The following is a 16,929-nucleotide window of genomic DNA, read 5'->3' as shown; positions in this document are numbered from 1 at the left end:
AGCTGTGGGCACATCGCCCCCAACATCCTCCCTAGGGTAGAGTTCACCGGGGGTACAGTAAGATGACGGCACAACAATGGCGTGAGGTTGAGGAATTGCCCCATGATGGATCGCATTTGGGAAGTGCTGGGCTACATTTTTGCCCTGAATGGGGAGGCCTTTCGGATTGCCACCACGGTGCCCCACGGGCAGACCTTTGCCCTGGTGATTGTGCTGCTGGCGGGGATTTCCCAGGGCATTGGCCAGAGCGTGGTGCTGTTCCTCAACGAAGTGAAGCGCTCCCGGTTTGCGATTAGCCTGCTGATCAATGCCCTGCTGTTTACGGGCGGTTTTTTGGCCCTGGGGCTAAGCACCTGGCTCCTTACCCTGCTGCCGGGGACGGTTTCGGTACCCCCTAGCGCCATTGTGATTGTGTTGGGGGCGGCCTATGCGCCCTTGCTGTTCAGCTTTTTGGGGGCCATGCCCTACCTAGGCGTGCCGATTTTGACGGTGCTGTCCATCTGGCACCTGCTGGCGATGGTGGTGGGCTTTGGGGCGGTGACGAATTTGCCAACGAGTGAAGCCTTCCGCTATGTGGGCTGGGGCTGGGTGCTGCTGCAAATTTTGCAAAACACCGTCGGGCGGCCCATTGCCAAGCTGAGTAAGGGCGTGGCCAACCGGGCCGCTGGGGTGGATCTTGTCACCAGCCGCCGAGGGTTGACGGCCTCCATGGAGGATCGCCTCAACCAAGTGCCCACCCGCTGGCAGGAGGAACTGAACCAGCGCATGGCCTCCCTCAGCCAGGGGGATGTGGTGGGGGCGGTGATAGGCGATCCTCCGGCCATGGCGCTGGCGGGCGCTGGGGCAACGGTGTCGGGGGGCAGGTTGCCCACCGCCGATGGCACCGCCAGCCAGGAGCGAAGCTGGAGTGCCACGGTGAAGGCCGTCCTGGGCGTGGTGGCGATGGTGCTGCTCACCCTGCTGATGCTGGTGCTGTTGCGGCCCCTGCGGCAGTGGTGGTTTGGCTGGTTTGCGACCTTTCCCGACCCCGTCCAGTGGGTACTGAATTTGCTGTGGGTAGGGATAGTGGCGCTGGTAGTGGCGGGGCTGCTGGCTCCCTTAGAAACCCTCGGCTGGTGGGCGGGCTGGTATGAGGATGATGTGAATACCACGGTGAATGCGGGGGAACTGGCCCAGGCTCCGGCGTCGGATCAGCCCTTTTCGCGCTACGTGGTGTACTTAGACGGCATCGGCAAGTCTACCTTTGAATATCTGCCGGACATTGAAGAATTTTTGGATACTCTGGCCCCCACCCTGCCGCCCGATGTGGCCCTGGTGCGCGGCATCATGCCCTACTCGGTGATGAATGCGCCCCTAGATGAGGATCGGCCCCTGGCGTTTCTCTGGCGCTTTGCCGACAAACTGCGCTTCGCCAACCCCATGAGCGTTTTGGGCCTGCTGGTGAACATTCGCAACGTGCTCATTGTGGGAGTTTCCGCCGACAGGCGCTATGGCCCCCTCTATAACCAAGGTATGGCCCAGGTCGTCTACAACGGCCTGATCAAAAACGGCTACCCCCTAGAAAGCGGTATTCCCGTCACCTTTATTGGCTATAGCGGCGGCGGGCAGATGTCTTGTGCCTGTGGCCCCTACCTGAAGCGGGCCTTGGGTGCTCCGGTGGATGTGATTTCTTTGGGCGGCGTGATGAGCGCCAATATCGACCTGCTGAAGCTAGAACACCTCTATCATCTGGTGGGCGAAAAGGATGTGGTAGAGCGCATCGGCCCTAAGATGTTCCCTGGTCGCTGGCGGATTTTTCCGCTGTCCTACTGGAATCGGGCCAAGCGGCGGGGCAAAATTTCCATCATTCCCATGGGGCCAGTGGGCCACCAGGTACCGGGGGGCATTTTGGATCCTAACCTTATCCTTGAAGATGGCCGCAGTTCCCTTCAGCAAACCATCGACACCATCAACGCCATTGTGAAAGGAGATCTGGTGCTGGGGGATGACCTCGTCAACCAGCGCAAACCCAGCCACTACGACCTTTTCCGCGCCAGCCCCCTGGTGCAGTTCCAAAGCTATCCCCTCAACCAACGGCCCGATCCCAGCCGCTACGTGCCCATCGCCGACTGGGTAGGGCGGCTGATCCTTCCAGCCAAGGCGGGTCGTTTCGGCGGCGTCTACTACGAAATCCACCAGGCCCCAGCAGAACACACTGACCTGATCGGCCAGGTGGTGAAGCTGAGATGGGCGGAGGATCCCCTGGTGCAGCAGTTTGTGCAGGCCGCCACCCACGATGTCCACTTTAGCGCCGATGTGGAGTACAGCAGCCGCCAGAGTGGGGCGATCCATCCAGTGCGGGTGAACCACTGGCTGCGGGTGGATCCCCTAGAATCCCTGGCCGGATCTCTGCCCGACGACGAGATGATCGTGGCGGTGGAAGATCCCCAGGTGCAGCGGGAGACCAACGGGATCACCCTGCGGATCCGGTGGCAACCCATGGAAGTGACCGGACGCTACTACGGCCTGGTGCAGTTTGTGGCTCCGGTCGCGGGGACGGATCGCTTCCAGGTGCGCCACTTTAACCGCGTCAGCCGCGCCTTCGATGGCCCCACTGAGGAGGTGCGCGTGCCCAAGCCCAGCCACCTGGACTTATACGGCAGCGATCCCTCCACCAGTGCCGGAATTGAGCAATCTCCCTACAACGAACAGGGCTGGTACATCTACGGTGCCCCCGACGCGGCGGGAATTTTTGTCGTGCAAGCCTGGGGGCCGCGTTCCCTGTTTCGGCTTCAGCCAGAGCGGGTCGTGTTTGGCGGTGCCAAAGGAGCTTACCGCTACATCCGCAAGGAGTCCTGGGCTGATGTAGCCAACCAAAAGGGCAAGGTGGGATCGGTGCTGTGTACCCACCGCGACAATGGCCGACCGGAGGCCATCTCCGAGGCCATCGACGAATGGCAGGTGGGAGATCGGGCCTTGCTGCTCCATACCTACGGCGGTATTGGCGGTGAAAAGAAAGAACCCGCCGCCTTCAGCCCCATTTTCTTTGGCCACTTTGCCTACGGACGGGCCGAGGTCGTCCACGATCCCCTCGCCGACGAACGCCGCTTTGAGATTCGCTACTACCAGGTCTATGCCCACAACGTAGATGGCCTGATTGCGGGCACGATCCACTGGTCGCGCTACCAGGGGGATCGACAGCGGGGCTGGCTGGGTAATCGCCCCACCTGCGACATTTTGGTGAAACTGGACGCCTTCAGCCGCACCTACGACTTTGACCGCGCCCGGATGTCGCCCCTCGTCCGCATGGAGGCCCACCTCCAGGCCATGACCGCCCGCTACCGCATCGGAGACGGCACCGGGGGCACCTTCGTCGGCCCGTCGAATAACTGCTCCCAAGACTCTAACCAAGCCCTGTTTGCCAGTATGCAGGGGCTTGTTCAGGGCGTGAAGGGCTACCAAGCCGAACTCCAAGACTGGGCCGAGCGCCACCCTGACCAAGCCCAGGACTTTGACCGCATGATCGCCCTGGGCCAGTCCCTCAAACGCGCCCTCCAACCCTTCGGCAACACCCGCCCCGACTGGGAACGGAACGAATTCAACCTCGGCAGTTCCCTGGAAGACGACCCCCTCCGCAACCTGCTGATGGGCCTGGGTAGTTGGCGCACGGTGCTGCCCCGCAAGGCCAGCGATGTGGTGGTGCAGCAGTTCCTCAAATCCGGCGCTTCCGCCTGGGTGCTGCGAACCAGCCAGATTGGCGGTTATGATCCCACCATCGAACCCATTGCGCCCATGACCTTTTAGGTGGTTGGCGTGTAGATGCTTCGTGAGTTGCCCAGTCCCTTGCCCTCACCCTAAATCCCTCTCCCAAGTTGGGAGAGGGACTTTGAAAAACCTTCCGGCTTCCCTCTCCTCCCTGGGAGAGGGGCTGGGGGTGAGGGCCATCCACCGTCCTTTCGCCCCAAACCCCATGCGTGTTGAAGCCTGTTGCCAAGCCCTGCTCCGTCACCTGCTGCCGGAGGTTGATCCCCAGCGCCAGGGCGTTTGTTTTGATGTGGGCGTGGGCACCTTTGCCTTTTACTGCGACTTGTTTCGCCAGTTGGGCTTTGCCACCGTGGCGGTAGAACCCTTGCCTACGGACAAGCTCAAACGCCGTTGCCAACAGCAGGGGATCACGCTCCTGGAACTGTGTCTGTCTGACCAGGTGGGGCAGGCCGCCCTGCACCTGGGCGAATTTGCAAAGGTCGGCAACCGCAACTTTAGCTCCCTTTCTGCCGACTGGTTCGGATCCTCCGACAACACCCAAACCGTCGAAACCCTGGATTTAACCACGCTGCTGAGCCAAACCGAAACTGAGGCGATCACCGCCCTCAAACTGGATATCGAAGGCTGGGAACCTGTGGTGATTCGGCAGTTTGAAGCTCTGCCCCCAGATCGGCTTCCGGCGGTGGTGATGTTTGAATACGGCGGCGGCAGCAGCTACGCCCAAGGCACCCAGGGCTGGGCACCGGAGTTTGTGGAAGGCACCCTCGACAGCCTCAAAATCCTGCAACGGCTGGGCTACCAAACCAGCATCATGGTGGACTACGCACCGGGCAGCTCGGCCAAGGTGTTTGACCTGCAAGCCCTGGATTTGGAAACCGAAACGCCCTTTTTGGCCAACGGCGTCTACGGTAACATCCTCAGTTTTCGCCATCACCAGCCGAACGCCGATCAGGTGCAGCGCCTCTGCGCTCCCTACCGAGGTGGCTTGGTCAACTGGATTGTCGGCAACCTCGTCCTCGTCACCGCCGGATAGGCCCAGGCTGGCTACACCTAGGGCACGACCAAAAACGCCCCAGGGTTGGCCCGATAGGCGGCTAACAGCGTTTTCTCATCCTCTGTTAGGTCAGGCTCGTCATCCTCCGCCATTTCCTGTATGGTGGCTTCCACTAACTCCATCTGGCTTTCGGCCTCCGATAGTTCCTGGGCCGCTTCCGGCGACAGTAGCCCATCGAGGGATCGAAGCTCTTCAATGTGGCGAGTTAAGCGGTCTATCCGTTCCTCGTAGGTCTGGGCGATGGCCTGCACCTCCTGACGGTGCTGGGCCGATTGCTGGTCTAGCGCCTGTTGCAGCGCCTCCTTGTCGGCCTGGATCTGCCGCAGCCGATCCTGCTGCATTTTAAGCGCCTTGAGGAGCGGCACCACTTGCCCCTTCAAGGTCATGTGCTCCACATCAAGCTGGTGAAAGCGCTCGGACAGTTGCACGTAGGCCCGACAGAGCCGAGTGTAGCGCTCCACCGTTTGGTTGATGGGCTGAAAACTCTTAACCGCCGTATCCAGTTGGTTAGTCACCATGGCTAGTCGTTTGCTCCTTGAGCTAGATAGGTTGGACAACGATCACCGATCATTAACGGGCGGGGTTCCTATCTCCTGACGCCTCTTGATAACACGGGCTTTGAGGAAATTTCAAGGCCATAGCCTACCGCTCTCCGGGGCGATGTCAGTGATCCCCAACACTAGGCAGATAGACCCACGATGAAGCGCTCTGAGCCAGCCTTAGCCCTCTGGTTCTGGGGATCTATCCCTCGAAAAACTTCTATGGGGTCAATAGAGCCACTCTAGAAATAGAAAACGGTTGAGGGAATTGGTCATAAAAAGCCTGAATGCTGTCATCATCAACTTTGATCCCCAGCTTGTTTCAGTAGCGTAATCACCTAGAGATTACTCGTCTTAGTAAATGTAAGCATCTTTGAAGAAAATATAAAGAAAATCTGAAATCAGAAGAGAGCTTTTTGCCTAAGAACCGCATGAAAAGGCTTGCTGCCTGGTGTATTGAAGTCTGCGATCCCCAAAAAGACCAGGAGAGAAAATACGGAAAGTTTCTCACACGTTAGGATACGGCGATGCAAAAGATGGGGTGTCAAGTTTTGTGCTGTAGTCGCTGCCGTCATTACACGCCAGAGGGGCGACGGGGTGGCCATTGCGATCAGCTTGGGGTGCCAGTACAGGGGCGCTGGAATGCCTGTTCGCTCTCTATGCCAGTGTTTACCACCGCGATGCCCGACATCAATCCGCTGGAACTCTTACCCCAACCCATCGAAATTCATCTGCCTGACCCGGTGATGGTGCCCGAGGAGGTGCCCACCTATGTCGAACCGCCCGTAGCCCCAATTCGTCGGCTGGCGGCGGCCTAGGGGGCTGGGGATCAAAGAACCGGAAACCCAACGGCTGGGGATCAAAGGGATTGATCCCCGTCATTGGGCGGACGGGCGGGGCCACGGGAACGGGGATCGCGCCATGCATTCCCCACCCCTCGCAAAATTCCTCGGCCAATGAGGCCAATGCCGCGCCCAATCACGTCCGTCAGCACATAGACTACGCCGCTGCCCATGAAAGACACCGCCGCCCGAAAGCGGGGAGCCACGGCATCGCGGGCTTCGATGGTGAGGGTGACGAGCCGTTGCAGCCCCGACAGGCTTTCGAGTTCGTCGCGGCGGGGGGTGTAGATGGTCTGGGTTTGAATGCCCCGCTCGGTGAAGCGCCACAGACGATGCTGACTTTCAAAGATGGCCTTGGGCTCGTTTACTAAACCATCCCAGCGATAGCGCCAGGACAGATCGTTGCGAAAGCGCTCGATGTCGCGGCTGGACATCAGACGGCGCTGGTAAAGATTTTTCTTCAGCAGTTCCACATCAGCAAAGCAGTTAAGCAGCGGCTGAATGACGCCATTGGCCACCTGAAGCAACAAATGCTCTAGCAAAAGCTGGCTGCGACTGAGCGCTTGAAGGGTAGTGGCCGCGTGGGGAACGCCGTCAATAACCAGATCGTCGTAAAACAACAGATGCGCCAGCAGGTCTGGCACCAGGGGAATGGGGCTGAGAATCGACCGCTGCACCACCTCGGCCTCGGCCATCAGGGTGGGCACCACGGGCTGCTCTAGATTCGTCATGGGGAGGGTGTAGTAGCGCCCAAAGAAGTCGGTCAGGGTGGCGGCCCACACATCTCGCAGCAGCAGAGCGCTTTGTTCTGTGAGTTGCCCATGCGGCAGGTTGGCCTGACGCATGGCCTCCAGGGCATCCTCAAACTTACGCAGGGCAAGGTAGAGCAGCTCACGTTTCCGGTCTTCCCGCAGAATATCCGTTTCCTGGGGGATCTGGCTGGTGTTGTCTAGACGCCCCTGGAAGGTGCGAAACACCCGCTCAAATACCAGGGTGGATAGGTCTCCCCGCACAAGGGCCCTAGGCGCTTCGACCATGAGAGTACCTGGCGATGTCTGACCTGGGGAAGCCGTCCCCCAGCCATCGCCCCCAGCGTCATCCACGGGACGACGCGAGGGTTCAAAGGACGACCTCCCTGGGGCGGCCTGGGAAAGCTCCCACCGATCTTCAGGAGCTGGGCGGGATTCTTTGACTCCCCTAGGATCCGGCGTTGGAGTCGCATCGAGGGTGGGAGTGGCCAGCAGGGTAGTCATCAGCCAGTGGGCCGCTCGCAGCTCTCGGTAGCGTCCGGCCATCACCGCCTCTGTCCATAGGTCAGCCCGCCCCCGCCGCTGTTCAGCTTCAATGGTGGCCATCACGGCCTCAATTTGCTGAAGGGATGATTGGCGCAGAGAACGGCGCAGGGAAGCCCAGGGGCGACGGCCCAGGGTAGGCGTCTCCGGCCAGCGCTCCCCTAGACGAGGGGGGGGCCCAGGGGGGGCAGGCCCAATGGGGGAGGTGATGGGGGGGCGCAAGGGTGGGCCAACCTCACGCTGGGGAGAACGCCCACTCAGGCGATCTATCCAGGCCCGTAATTCTTGTACGGGCATACTGCGAAGGCCAAAGCCATCGGCCCCCAACTGTTGGGCGGCGGCGGCCAGGATGGGTTCCCCTTGGGCGCTGAGCACCAGCACAGGCAGGGAGGGGAAGCGGGTTTTGATGTCGCCGCAGAGTTGCAGGCCGGGAGACTGGGCCGGAGCCCCTGTCCCCAACCCCAGATCAAGAATGACGAGATCAACCCCCTGATCCGTCGCCTGATCCGCCCCCTGACCAGGATCGGCGGATTGATTGTCATCCAGTTCCGACCACCCCCCACCGAGGTAACGGGTTAACAGCGCCAGGGCTTCCTCCGGCTGGCTAGCCTCCGCCACGACCCGATACCCGGCGGTCTGCTCTAGCCAAATCCGCAGGCCCATCCGAAAGACAGGATCCTCGTCAACAAGCATGAGGCGCAGGGGGGAGTCGATCATTCTGAGTCTGAACTAGGGGAGTTGGCGCTAGTAGGGGTGCTGCGACCCTCAGCCTCCCAAATCGACCAGATGTAGGCCCGCTCGGCCTGCCAGCGAGCGATGGCACTGCGGGCTTCGGCGTGGAGGGCGCGGCCTGGGGCAATTTGAGAAGCTAGGTTGATGGCGGCTGTGAGGCTTCCAGCGTAGGCTAGGTTTTTGGCCCGATCTAGAATGGGTCGATCTTCGGCAATCTGAAGCTCGGTCGTCCAATCTTGAACCAGCGTTTGGGCGCGGCTATGGAGGGCGCGGTTGGCCCCAATTTTTTGGGCTTCTTGGATAGCCTCTCTCAGCTTACCCTGATTTGCCAGGGCCACAGCCGCATCCAGCATGGGCCGATCTTCAATCACCTGGATCTCATCCCGCCAGGCGGCAATTAAGGTTTGGGCTTCTCCTCGCAACGCCCGCCCCAGCTCGACTTGGCTGGCCCTATCCATGGCGGATCGCAGGGCCGGAATCGTCCCTGGCTGGGCGATGGCCCGCGCCTGGATCAGGATGGGGCGATCCTCAATGCGTTCGAGGTTGGCCCGCCAGGTAGAAATGAGAGTTTGGCCCTGGATTCGTCGGGGTCGCTCTACCTCCACCTGAAGCGCCTGGGCTTCGGCCCACTGGTAGGTCATGCGCCGTCCAGCCTTGGCCACCATTGTGCTGAACTTAAGCCGCTGAAGGTCTTCTAGATGGGCGTGCCAGGTGTCGAGGTTGGGCTGACTGGCCGCCGCAAAGGCGCTGCCTGGGGAGATTTGCTGAACGGCGGCCATAGCCTCCATCAGGTTCAGAAGGTGGCCATAGTGGGGTTCGCCACCGAGGTTATCGGCTCCGGTGTGGGCCATCAACCGCTGGGCCTGGGCCAACCGCTGCAAATCCGCCGCCGCTGGGTCGAGGTCGGGAATCGGAGGCACGCCCTTAGTCAGGGCGAGGGCCGCCTCAGAATTGCCGTTGTTCCACTCGGTTAGCCCCTGGGCTAGCAGTTGCTTGCCCCACTGGTTAACCTCCGTTTCGGCGGTGGCCCACCCCTGGCTGCGAAGGTCAATGTCGCGGGCCAAGGCAATCGCGGCCTGGAGATCGGCAGAAGTTCCTGTGGCGGCTAGGGATCGAGCCTGTAACAATTGATTCCACGCCTGTTGCTCAAGCTGGTTTTGGTGATGCCAAAAATTGAGGCGATTCGTATTCCAGTAGGGGCTTGAAATCGCCTTAAACCCCTCCAAATAGTCCTTGGCCTGCTCCCAGTTTTGGGTAGACAGGGCGGCTTTGAGGTTGGCCTCTAGGGCTTGGCCCCGATCCCAGTCCTGCCGCCACTCAAAGATCACCGCCTGGGCCGAAGATCGCAGGGGGGTGTTGAGGGGAATCGTGCCCGCCAGCCTGATGGCGTCCTCCAAGCGTCCGGCCTGAGCCCAGCGGTTAGCCAACACCAGGATTTGCTCCGAGGCGTCCTTCAGCACCTCCTGGGCCTCGTCATAGTTCGTGTCGTTGGCGGGCCAGTTGACCGTGAGCAGCACCGCCTGGGTGAGGTTGTTGGGTTCCCCGGTGCGGGCCTGGGCCTGGGCACAATACAGCATATCGCTGGAGGAGTGGAAGGGGGTGATTTGGTCGCAGTCGGGCAGGGGCGGAATGCGGGTTAGCCACAGCAAGGCCCACCCGCAAAATAGCCCCGACCCCGTCAGCAGCACCATCCACAAACCCGGCCACAGCCAGCCAAGGGGACGCAGACGAGTTGCCTCAGACCGATAGTGCGGTTGTTTCGGCGCTCCAGAGGATGCGGATCGCGAACGCGCTGATGTAGACGCCATGGACTCACCCACCCAAGCCAAAAGAACGAAGCCGGACGCTATCGCCAGCGCCCAGGCAATGCCACATTTTAGAAGCAATCGCCAGAAGTGAACCGCCTTTTTAGTCGCCCATCGGGCCTTCTTCTGGAGGGTGACTGCGGCCCACTTCCTGGCCTACTTCCTGGCCCCCTGCCAGCCCCCCAGCCCCGAATCCCATGGTTGGCCCGATCCGCCGTCCCATCCCAGGATCGTCAATCCAGGCTTGCCGCCGATCAATCTGACCCATCGTCCTCTAAAATTCTCCTAAGTCGTCTGGTTGCCTCAGTTCTGCGGTCGCTCAAGTTCTTCGGCCCCAGGGGAGCGGATGACGGTTCCTTCGCCTTTACCTGCACGCGGCTCAATGTCTGATTCGGAACAACTGCCAGAAATCCTCAAGGTCATCGACATCCTCGACGGACTCGAAGCGCTGATTGAAACCGCGCCCAACGAAGACGTGGAGGACATTCTAGAGGAGGCTTGGCTCCACATCAGCGATACCTTCCCCGAAGACTTCAAAGCCGCCACCCAGCACGATGCCGGGGCAGAAGGGTTGCGTCGCTACCTAAAGGTCAAAACTTTTTTTGAAAATCCCTCCGAGCGCTCTATCAGCGCCGCTGAGCTGGAGGAATACTACCGCAGCTACACCGCCGCCGAGGAAGATGAGGACGAAGAATCCACCGACTTCTTCTTCCCCGAAGAACCCTCCTAGGCTGGCTTCGTCGGTGTCCTAGGTCAAATCTGGCGGCAATGCGAGCTAGACGCCATGGATAGCCCAAGGTGCGCCACAGATGGACTGTAGGGTAAAACGCGAAGGCCACAAAGCCTGAAAACCCCGCATTCTAGGCCAAGGGTCGGGGCCATGCTTCCCTAGGGCGGTCTTGGCAGTACTCCCCTGGGCGGTGCCCAATGCGCTCGTTTACCGGGCCAGGACTTAGTAAATTTCGGGTTCGGCCTGGGGAACGGCAAAGTTAGAGGGGTCGTTGAGGTAGCGCAGGGTATCTTCCTCTAGGCGGTGAATCAGGTAGGGTTCTAGGGCATCAGCGTGGCGCAGGGCGGCCAGATAGCCTTCCAAGAACAGGCGGAGGTCGCTGGTGCGATAGCCTCGGTGCCAGTGGTCTACAAAGGCATCGGTTATCCGCTGGTAGTAACGAACCGCTTTGGCATCCTGAAGCATAGGTTCCTTCGTTATGGCTCCACTACGACTGGGGATCAAGGCGTCCCCTTCTTTAAAAAGTTCCCACTTTTGGGAGAACAACACCCTACCCCTTAATGTAGCTTCATACGTTGGCCCCAGACAGGCTTAGGAAGATCCGTGTCATCGAGGGCTCTACCTAGGGGTAAAGCTTACTTCAGGATAGCGCCGTTGTTGTTGGAGCGGTTGGGGGTAGCGGGCTAGCTGAGGGCACATCCACCATAAAGATGCTGCCCCTGGGCTGGTTGTCAGCCACGGAGATAGCGCCGTTGTGGGCTTCCACGGCAATTTTGCAGAAGGCCAGACCCAAGCCAATTTGATTGACCCCGGTGACGAGGGAACCAATCTCATACTTTTCAAAGATTTTTTGGCGTAGGTCAGGGGCAATGCCGGGGCCAAGGTCGGCAATGGAAATCTGGAACCCGCTGTCCGCTGAGTACGCAGCGGTAAGGGTAATCTCCGCTCCGTCGGGGGAAAATTTGACCGCATTGGAGATCAGGTTATCTAGTACCCGCCGGAACAGGGTGGGATCAACCTGGATGGGATAGGAGCCTGGGGGCGGAAATTGGGAAGCGAGGTGCAGGTGTTTTTGGCTGGCCACGTCGTTCATGCCCACCAGGGCGGCTTGGCAAAATTCCACCAAATCCACGGTTTGGTGATTGAGGGTGAGCTTGCCCAACTCCAGCTTAGACATCAGCAAGAGGTCGTCGATCAGGGATTTGAGTTCGTAGCTACAGGCGAGGATCTGCTCTAGTTTGCGATCCTGCTTTTCCGGCGGCAGGTTGGGATAGCGCATAATTTCCGCCGCCAGGATGATGCTGGAGAGCGGATTTCGCAGATCGTGGATGATCATTTTCACCATGTCTTCCCGCAGTTGCAGCAGGGCTTGGAGGCTGTCGTACTGCTGTTTAATCCGCAGCATGGATTTGAGCCGAGCCCGCAGTTCCGAGCTATTGACGGGCTTGGCAATGAAGTCATCGGCCCCGGCATCGAGGCAGCGGGCCAGGTCTTGCTTGGAGCTGAGGGATGTGACCATGATGATGGGCAGGTTGCGCCAGTGGCTATCCTGCTTGAGGATGCGGCAAAACTCTAGCCCGCTCATGTTGGGCATCATCACATCCAGCAGGATGACATCGGGCTTGAAGGTGCTGAGCAAATCCAGTGCCTCTTGGCCCCCAGAGGCATAGTGCAACTGGTAGTTTTCCTGGCACAGTAGGGTGTCGATAACATCAAAGTTATCGATCTCATCGTCAACGACCAAAATGGAAGGAAGCGTTTCCGCCCACAGGGGGGAAACAGAGTTAGCTGTCATGGGTGGGTCTCCGCTAAAAGGCGCTGCATTACGTCCACCAGAGATTTCAGTCTAACGGGTTTGGTGAGGTAATCATTCGCTCCTGCTGCTATACAGTTTTCCCGATCATGGGCCATGGCTAACGCGGTGAGGGCAACGATGGGTACGGTGGCGGTGGCGGGGATGGCCCGCAGTTGGCGGATGGCGGCAAGGCCATCCAAAATCGGCATCTGAATGTCCATCAAAATCAGGTCGAAGGTTTCGGTGGCACAGCGATCAACGGCCTCTTGGCCATTGCTGGCCACCACCAGTTGAAAGCCCCGATGCCTGAGATAGCTCGACAGGGTGGCGACGTTGGCTGGGTTGTCTTCGGCCAGCAGGATGCGGGGCGTTGTCGGTGGGGCCGCAACGGCGGGGAGGGAGCCTGGGGTAGCCCCCGCTGGAGCCGCATCCCCCGATGCATCGTGGCGGAATTCCCCTTGACCCAACCGGGCGAGCACCTGGTGCAGACTGGATCGGCTAATGGGCTTGACCAGGTAATCAAAGGCTCCGAGGGCCAAACTTTGGGATCGCTCGTCGAGCACCGAGGTAATCACCACCGGAATGTCTTGGGTGCGTGGGTCGGCCTTGATCTGGCTCAGCACTTCGGTGCCGGGGAGATCGGGCAGCATCAAATCTAGGATGATCAGGGCGGGCCGCTGCGTTTGAACCAGGGCCAACGCCTCTTCGGCGCGGGTACAGGTGATGGGTTGCAGATGCAGTTCCTCCAGGTAGCGGCTGACTTGGGCGGCGGCGGTGGGCATATCTTCAACGATCAGCACGGTGGCCCCATCGGGAATGGCGGGCAGGGCGGGGGCAGGAGCATCTTCGGTGTGGGCCACGGCAGCGTAGGGCAAGCGCACCGTAAAGCAACTGCCTCGGCCTAGGGTACTGGAAACAAAGACGGTGCCGCCATGGAGATCCACCAGTTGCTTTACTAGGGCCAGTCCCAGTCCCGTTCCGGTGTATTGACGGTTGAGGGCGCTGTCGATCTGCGTAAAGGGTTTGAACAGTTGGCCGATGGCCTCTGGGGCAATGCCAATGCCGCTATCGGTGACGGCAAAGGTGATCCACGCCGCTCCTGGTTGCCGCTGGGCCTCCACCGTCAGCGACACCTGGCCACCGTTGGGGGTAAACTTCACGGCGTTGTTCAGCAGGTTAATCAACACCTGGCGAATGCGGAGTTCATCCACCACCAGATCCGGCAGGTTGGGCGGGATGTGGGTCGAGAGCTGGATTTCCTTTTGGGTGGCCTGCTGGCGCACAAAGGTAAGGCTAGAGTCGCACAGGTAGGAGACGGGGACAGCGGCCCGTTGCAGGGTGAGCTTGCCGGATTCAATTTTGGCGAGATCCAGAATGTCGTTAATCAGCGCCAGCAGGTGCCGCCCGCTACGCTCGATGGTGGCGATGGAGCGGCGTTGTTCGGGGGTCATGGGGCCAAACACCTGCTCCTGGAAGCCCTCAGTCATCCCCAGGATGGCGTTGAGGGGCGTGCGCAGTTCGTGGCTCATGTTGGCCAAAAATTCGTCCTTGAGGCGGGTAGCGCGGGCCAGTTCAGCATTGGAGAGGATGAGTTGTTCGTTGGTGGCTTGCAGCTTTTGGGCGGCTTGCTTTTGTTCGGTCACGTCCTCGGCAATGCCCGCGAGGCGATAGACCCGGCCCTCGGCATTGCGCACCTCAAATCCCCGGTCGTGGATCCATCGCACCCGGCCATCGGGGAGAGTAACCCGATACTCTTCGTCAAAGGCCAGATTTTCCTGCACGTTGCTGTTCATGCGGGCGAGGTCTTCGGGATGGATGGCTTCTAGCCAGGAAATAGGCCGTGCTTTCAGACTGTCAAGGGACTGCTGCCACAGGGTTTCGTAGGCAGGGCTGACGTACAGCAGGTTTCCGGCCAAGTCGCGCATCCAAAACACCCCGGCAATATTTTCGGCCAGTTGTCGGAATTTCTCTTCGCTCTCCTGAAGGGCCAACTCCACCTGCTTGCGATCCCGCATATCAAAGGTGGTGGTGCGGCTGTAGAGGTAGTTTCCCTGGGCATCCCGCACCGCCATGGAGCTCAGCAGCACCGGAAAAATCGTGCCGTCCTTGGCCACAAGCTCAAAGTCCAGATCCTTCACCCAGCCCGACTGATGGAAACGCGGGTAGGACTCGGCAAACAACGCCTGGGATTTTGGCGTGAGGAAATAGTTAATGTGGCGACCAATCACCTCGCGGCGTTCATAGCCCAGCCATTTCAGTTCGGTGTCGTTAATCCGCACAAACCGCCCTTCCCCATCCAGGGAATGGTAGCCGCAGGGGGCATTGTTGTAGAGGTCTTCCACCTCCTGGGCATAGCGGGTGAGGTCGGCCTCCGCCTGTTTCCGCAGGCTGATGTCTTCGATCAGGTGGATCACCTCGGCAGGGTGGCCAAAGGCATCCAAAATCAGGGCGCTGGTGAGGGTGGCCCACACCCGCCGCCGCTTGGCGGATCGCAGTGTCACCTCCCGCGTGGTCATGGAGAGGGTGGAGTCCTGCAAGTCCTCTAGCCAGGGTTGCGCGGCCTTCGTGGAATCGTCTAACAGGGCATAGATCGACTGATCCAACAGTTCCGCTTCGGCATAGCCCAGCATGGTTTTAAGGCTGTTGTTGACCCGTGTAATCTGCCCCTGGAGGTTGGATACGGCAATGCCCACCGGGTTTTGGTCAAACAGGCGGCGCAGGCGGGCTTCGCTGTTCCGTAGCTCGATGGTGCGGCGCTCAATACGGGCTTCTAGCTCGTGGTTGAGGTCTTGTAGGGCCGCCATAGCCCGCTGCCCCTGTTCATAGAGTTCGGCCTGCTGAATGGCCAGGGCAATCTGCACGGCAATGTCATCCAGCAAGTTGAGATCGGCCCGGTGCCAGTGGCGGGGGCCGCTGCACTGGTGGCCAATCAACAGCCCCCATAGGGAATCTTGGACGAGGATGGGCACCACCAAATTGGCCCGCACATGGTACAGCGTCAGGGTATCGATGTAGCAGTCGGGGTAGCCCGCATGGAAAATATCATCCACGGCCCGCTTGAGTCCCTGCTGGTACAGCTTCACCGCCCGATCTTTGAAGCAGGGATCTTCAATGGTACGACCCTGAATGGTGGGCCAGTCTGGATCCACCGATTCGGCAATGACGGTGCCGTTCCAGTCGGCGTCAAAGCGGTATACCACCGTGCGATCACAGGCTAAGAACTCCCGCACCTCCTGCACAATGGCGTCCAGGGTGCTGTCCAGCCGCAGGGAAGACCGAATTCGGGTGGCAATGTCTCGCACCAGGTGTTCGCGGCTGGCCTGGGACTCGAGCTCCTGGGTGCGCTGCTGCACCTGCTGCTCCAGCTTCTCGCGACGACCTTCTAACAGGGCCATTTTTTCCGCCTCTAGGTGGCTTACCCGTGCCTCCAGGGTTTCCACCAGGCGATAGATTTCCAGGGGGTTGAGGGTTTCTAGCAGCGTGGTTTGGGTGACAATACCCACCGCCTGTCCCGTTTCGTCCACCGCCACCACCCGGCTCACCTGGTGCTGCTTCATCAGGGTGTTCACGTCCCAGAGGTTGTCCTGGGGCTGCACCGTCACCAGCATTTGGCCCATGACGGTCTGGGCCTGCACTTGGTCGAAGGCCAAGCCCAGGGCATAGAGATGCACAATGTCTCGCTCTGTCACCAGCCCCACGGGGATAGCCCGATCCCCCACAGACTCCACAATCACCACGGAACTGATGCGCTGGCGGGCCATCCGTTCGGCCATTTCCTGCACCGTAGCCTGGATGGGGGCACACACCACCGGGCCTGTCATCACCTCCGCCACCAGCCGCAGCCGCAGCAGATCCACAGGCCGCAACAACTGCTGAAGGCTTTCGTGGGTAATCAGCCCCGTCACCTTGCCCCCCTCATCCACCAAGGGCAAATGACGAATCCGGTGCTGCCGCAGGAGATTAGCCGCCATAAATACGTCTGTAAATTCGCCCTCGGCCAGGGTGATCACGGGGGAGATCATGACCTCCGCCACAGTTTTTCCCGCTAGGGCCATCTTCTCGGCACTAAAGCGCACCAGATCTCGCTCCGTTACAATGCCGACCAGGCAATCGGCCTCCACCAGCAGAATGCAGCTGACCTCCCCGGCTAGGGCCAGGGGGCTGGCGGGGGTGGCGGCTAGGGTGCAAGACTGGCGGGTCTGAGTCATGGCGGCGATGGCTTCGACCAGCGGGGTTTCGGGCGCTACCATCAGGGGATTACGCACCACGGCAAGATCAAGGCTGGCGGGGTCAATGAAAAAGGCAGAAGCCATGGCTGTCCTGGACTAAACCAACTCAACTAATGCAAGACTCAGCGCAGAGTGCACCCAAAGACAACGGATGGGAACGGTCGGGC

Annotated in this window: 11 protein-coding genes; 4 read left to right on the top strand and 7 right to left on the bottom strand. The window is 60.1% G+C overall.

What is annotated here, in order from left to right; translation table 11 throughout:
- The first annotated feature begins 102 nt into the window (after positions 1-102).
- Positions 103-3,783: a Yip1 family protein gene (locus GFS31_RS07710; protein WP_198807607.1), complete on the top strand. Its 3,681-nt coding sequence runs from the start codon at positions 103-105 to the stop codon at positions 3,781-3,783.
- A gap of 82 nt (positions 3,784-3,865) precedes the next feature.
- Entirely contained in the window at positions 3,866-4,777 is a 912-nt protein-coding gene (locus GFS31_RS07705; RefSeq protein ID WP_225907614.1) for an FkbM family methyltransferase, read from the top strand.
- Positions 4,778-4,794: 17 nt separating this feature from the next.
- Here the strand turns inward: GFS31_RS07705 and GFS31_RS07700 are convergent, their stop codons facing one another.
- Positions 4,795-5,316: a hypothetical protein gene (locus GFS31_RS07700; RefSeq protein WP_198807606.1), complete on the bottom strand. Its 522-nt coding sequence runs from the start codon at positions 5,314-5,316 to the stop codon at positions 4,795-4,797.
- A 680-nt stretch (positions 5,317-5,996) separates the two neighbouring features.
- On the opposite strand from GFS31_RS07700, the gene GFS31_RS07695 reads away from it, so the two are divergent.
- Positions 5,997-6,155, top strand: a complete 159-nt coding sequence (locus GFS31_RS07695; protein WP_198807605.1) for a hypothetical protein — start codon at positions 5,997-5,999, stop codon at positions 6,153-6,155.
- A gap of 41 nt (positions 6,156-6,196) precedes the next feature.
- Here the strand turns inward: GFS31_RS07695 and GFS31_RS07690 are convergent, their stop codons facing one another.
- From GFS31_RS07690 to GFS31_RS07680, 3 genes are all read right to left on the bottom strand, one after another.
- Positions 6,197-8,188 carry a DUF3685 domain-containing protein gene (locus GFS31_RS07690; protein ID WP_198807604.1) on the bottom strand — a complete coding sequence of 664 codons (1,992 nt, stop codon included), beginning with the start codon at positions 8,186-8,188 and terminating at the stop codon, positions 6,197-6,199.
- Positions 8,185-10,011, bottom strand: coding sequence for a hypothetical protein (locus tag GFS31_RS07685; protein ID WP_198807603.1), 1,827 nt, complete (start codon positions 10,009-10,011; stop codon positions 8,185-8,187). The genes GFS31_RS07690 and GFS31_RS07685 overlap by 4 nt, the downstream gene beginning before the upstream one ends.
- 100 nt (positions 10,012-10,111) lie before the next feature.
- Positions 10,112-10,276, bottom strand: a complete 165-nt coding sequence (locus tag GFS31_RS07680; protein WP_198807602.1) for a hypothetical protein — start codon at positions 10,274-10,276, stop codon at positions 10,112-10,114.
- Positions 10,277-10,390: 114 nt separating this feature from the next.
- Here GFS31_RS07680 and GFS31_RS07675 point away from each other — a divergent pair, with 114 nt between their 5' ends.
- Complete coding sequence (locus GFS31_RS07675) at positions 10,391-10,738, top strand: hypothetical protein (protein ID WP_198807601.1); 348 nt, start codon at positions 10,391-10,393, stop codon at positions 10,736-10,738.
- A 222-nt stretch (positions 10,739-10,960) separates the two neighbouring features.
- Here the strand turns inward: GFS31_RS07675 and GFS31_RS07670 are convergent, their stop codons facing one another.
- The 3 genes from GFS31_RS07670 to GFS31_RS07660 all read right to left on the bottom strand — a co-directional run bounded on the left by GFS31_RS07670 (position 10,961) and on the right by GFS31_RS07660 (position 16,846).
- Positions 10,961-11,203 (bottom strand): DUF6761 family protein, encoded by a 243-nt coding sequence (locus GFS31_RS07670; RefSeq protein WP_190493176.1) that lies wholly within the window; start codon positions 11,201-11,203, stop codon positions 10,961-10,963.
- A 175-nt stretch (positions 11,204-11,378) separates the two neighbouring features.
- Positions 11,379-12,533, bottom strand: coding sequence for a response regulator (locus GFS31_RS07665; protein ID WP_198807600.1), 1,155 nt, complete (start codon positions 12,531-12,533; stop codon positions 11,379-11,381).
- On the bottom strand, positions 12,530-16,846 hold the full coding sequence (locus GFS31_RS07660) for a response regulator (protein WP_198807599.1): 4,317 nt from the start codon (positions 16,844-16,846) through the stop codon (positions 12,530-12,532). The genes GFS31_RS07665 and GFS31_RS07660 overlap by 4 nt, the downstream gene beginning before the upstream one ends.
- Between the last annotated feature and the right edge of the window lie 83 nt (positions 16,847-16,929).

This window comes from Leptolyngbya sp. BL0902, from assembly GCF_016403105.1.
Taxonomy (GTDB): domain Bacteria; phylum Cyanobacteriota; class Cyanobacteriia; order Phormidesmidales; family Phormidesmidaceae; genus Nodosilinea.
Note: the sequence above shows the minus strand (reverse complement) of the source record. Positions and strands in the feature narration are given on the sequence as shown.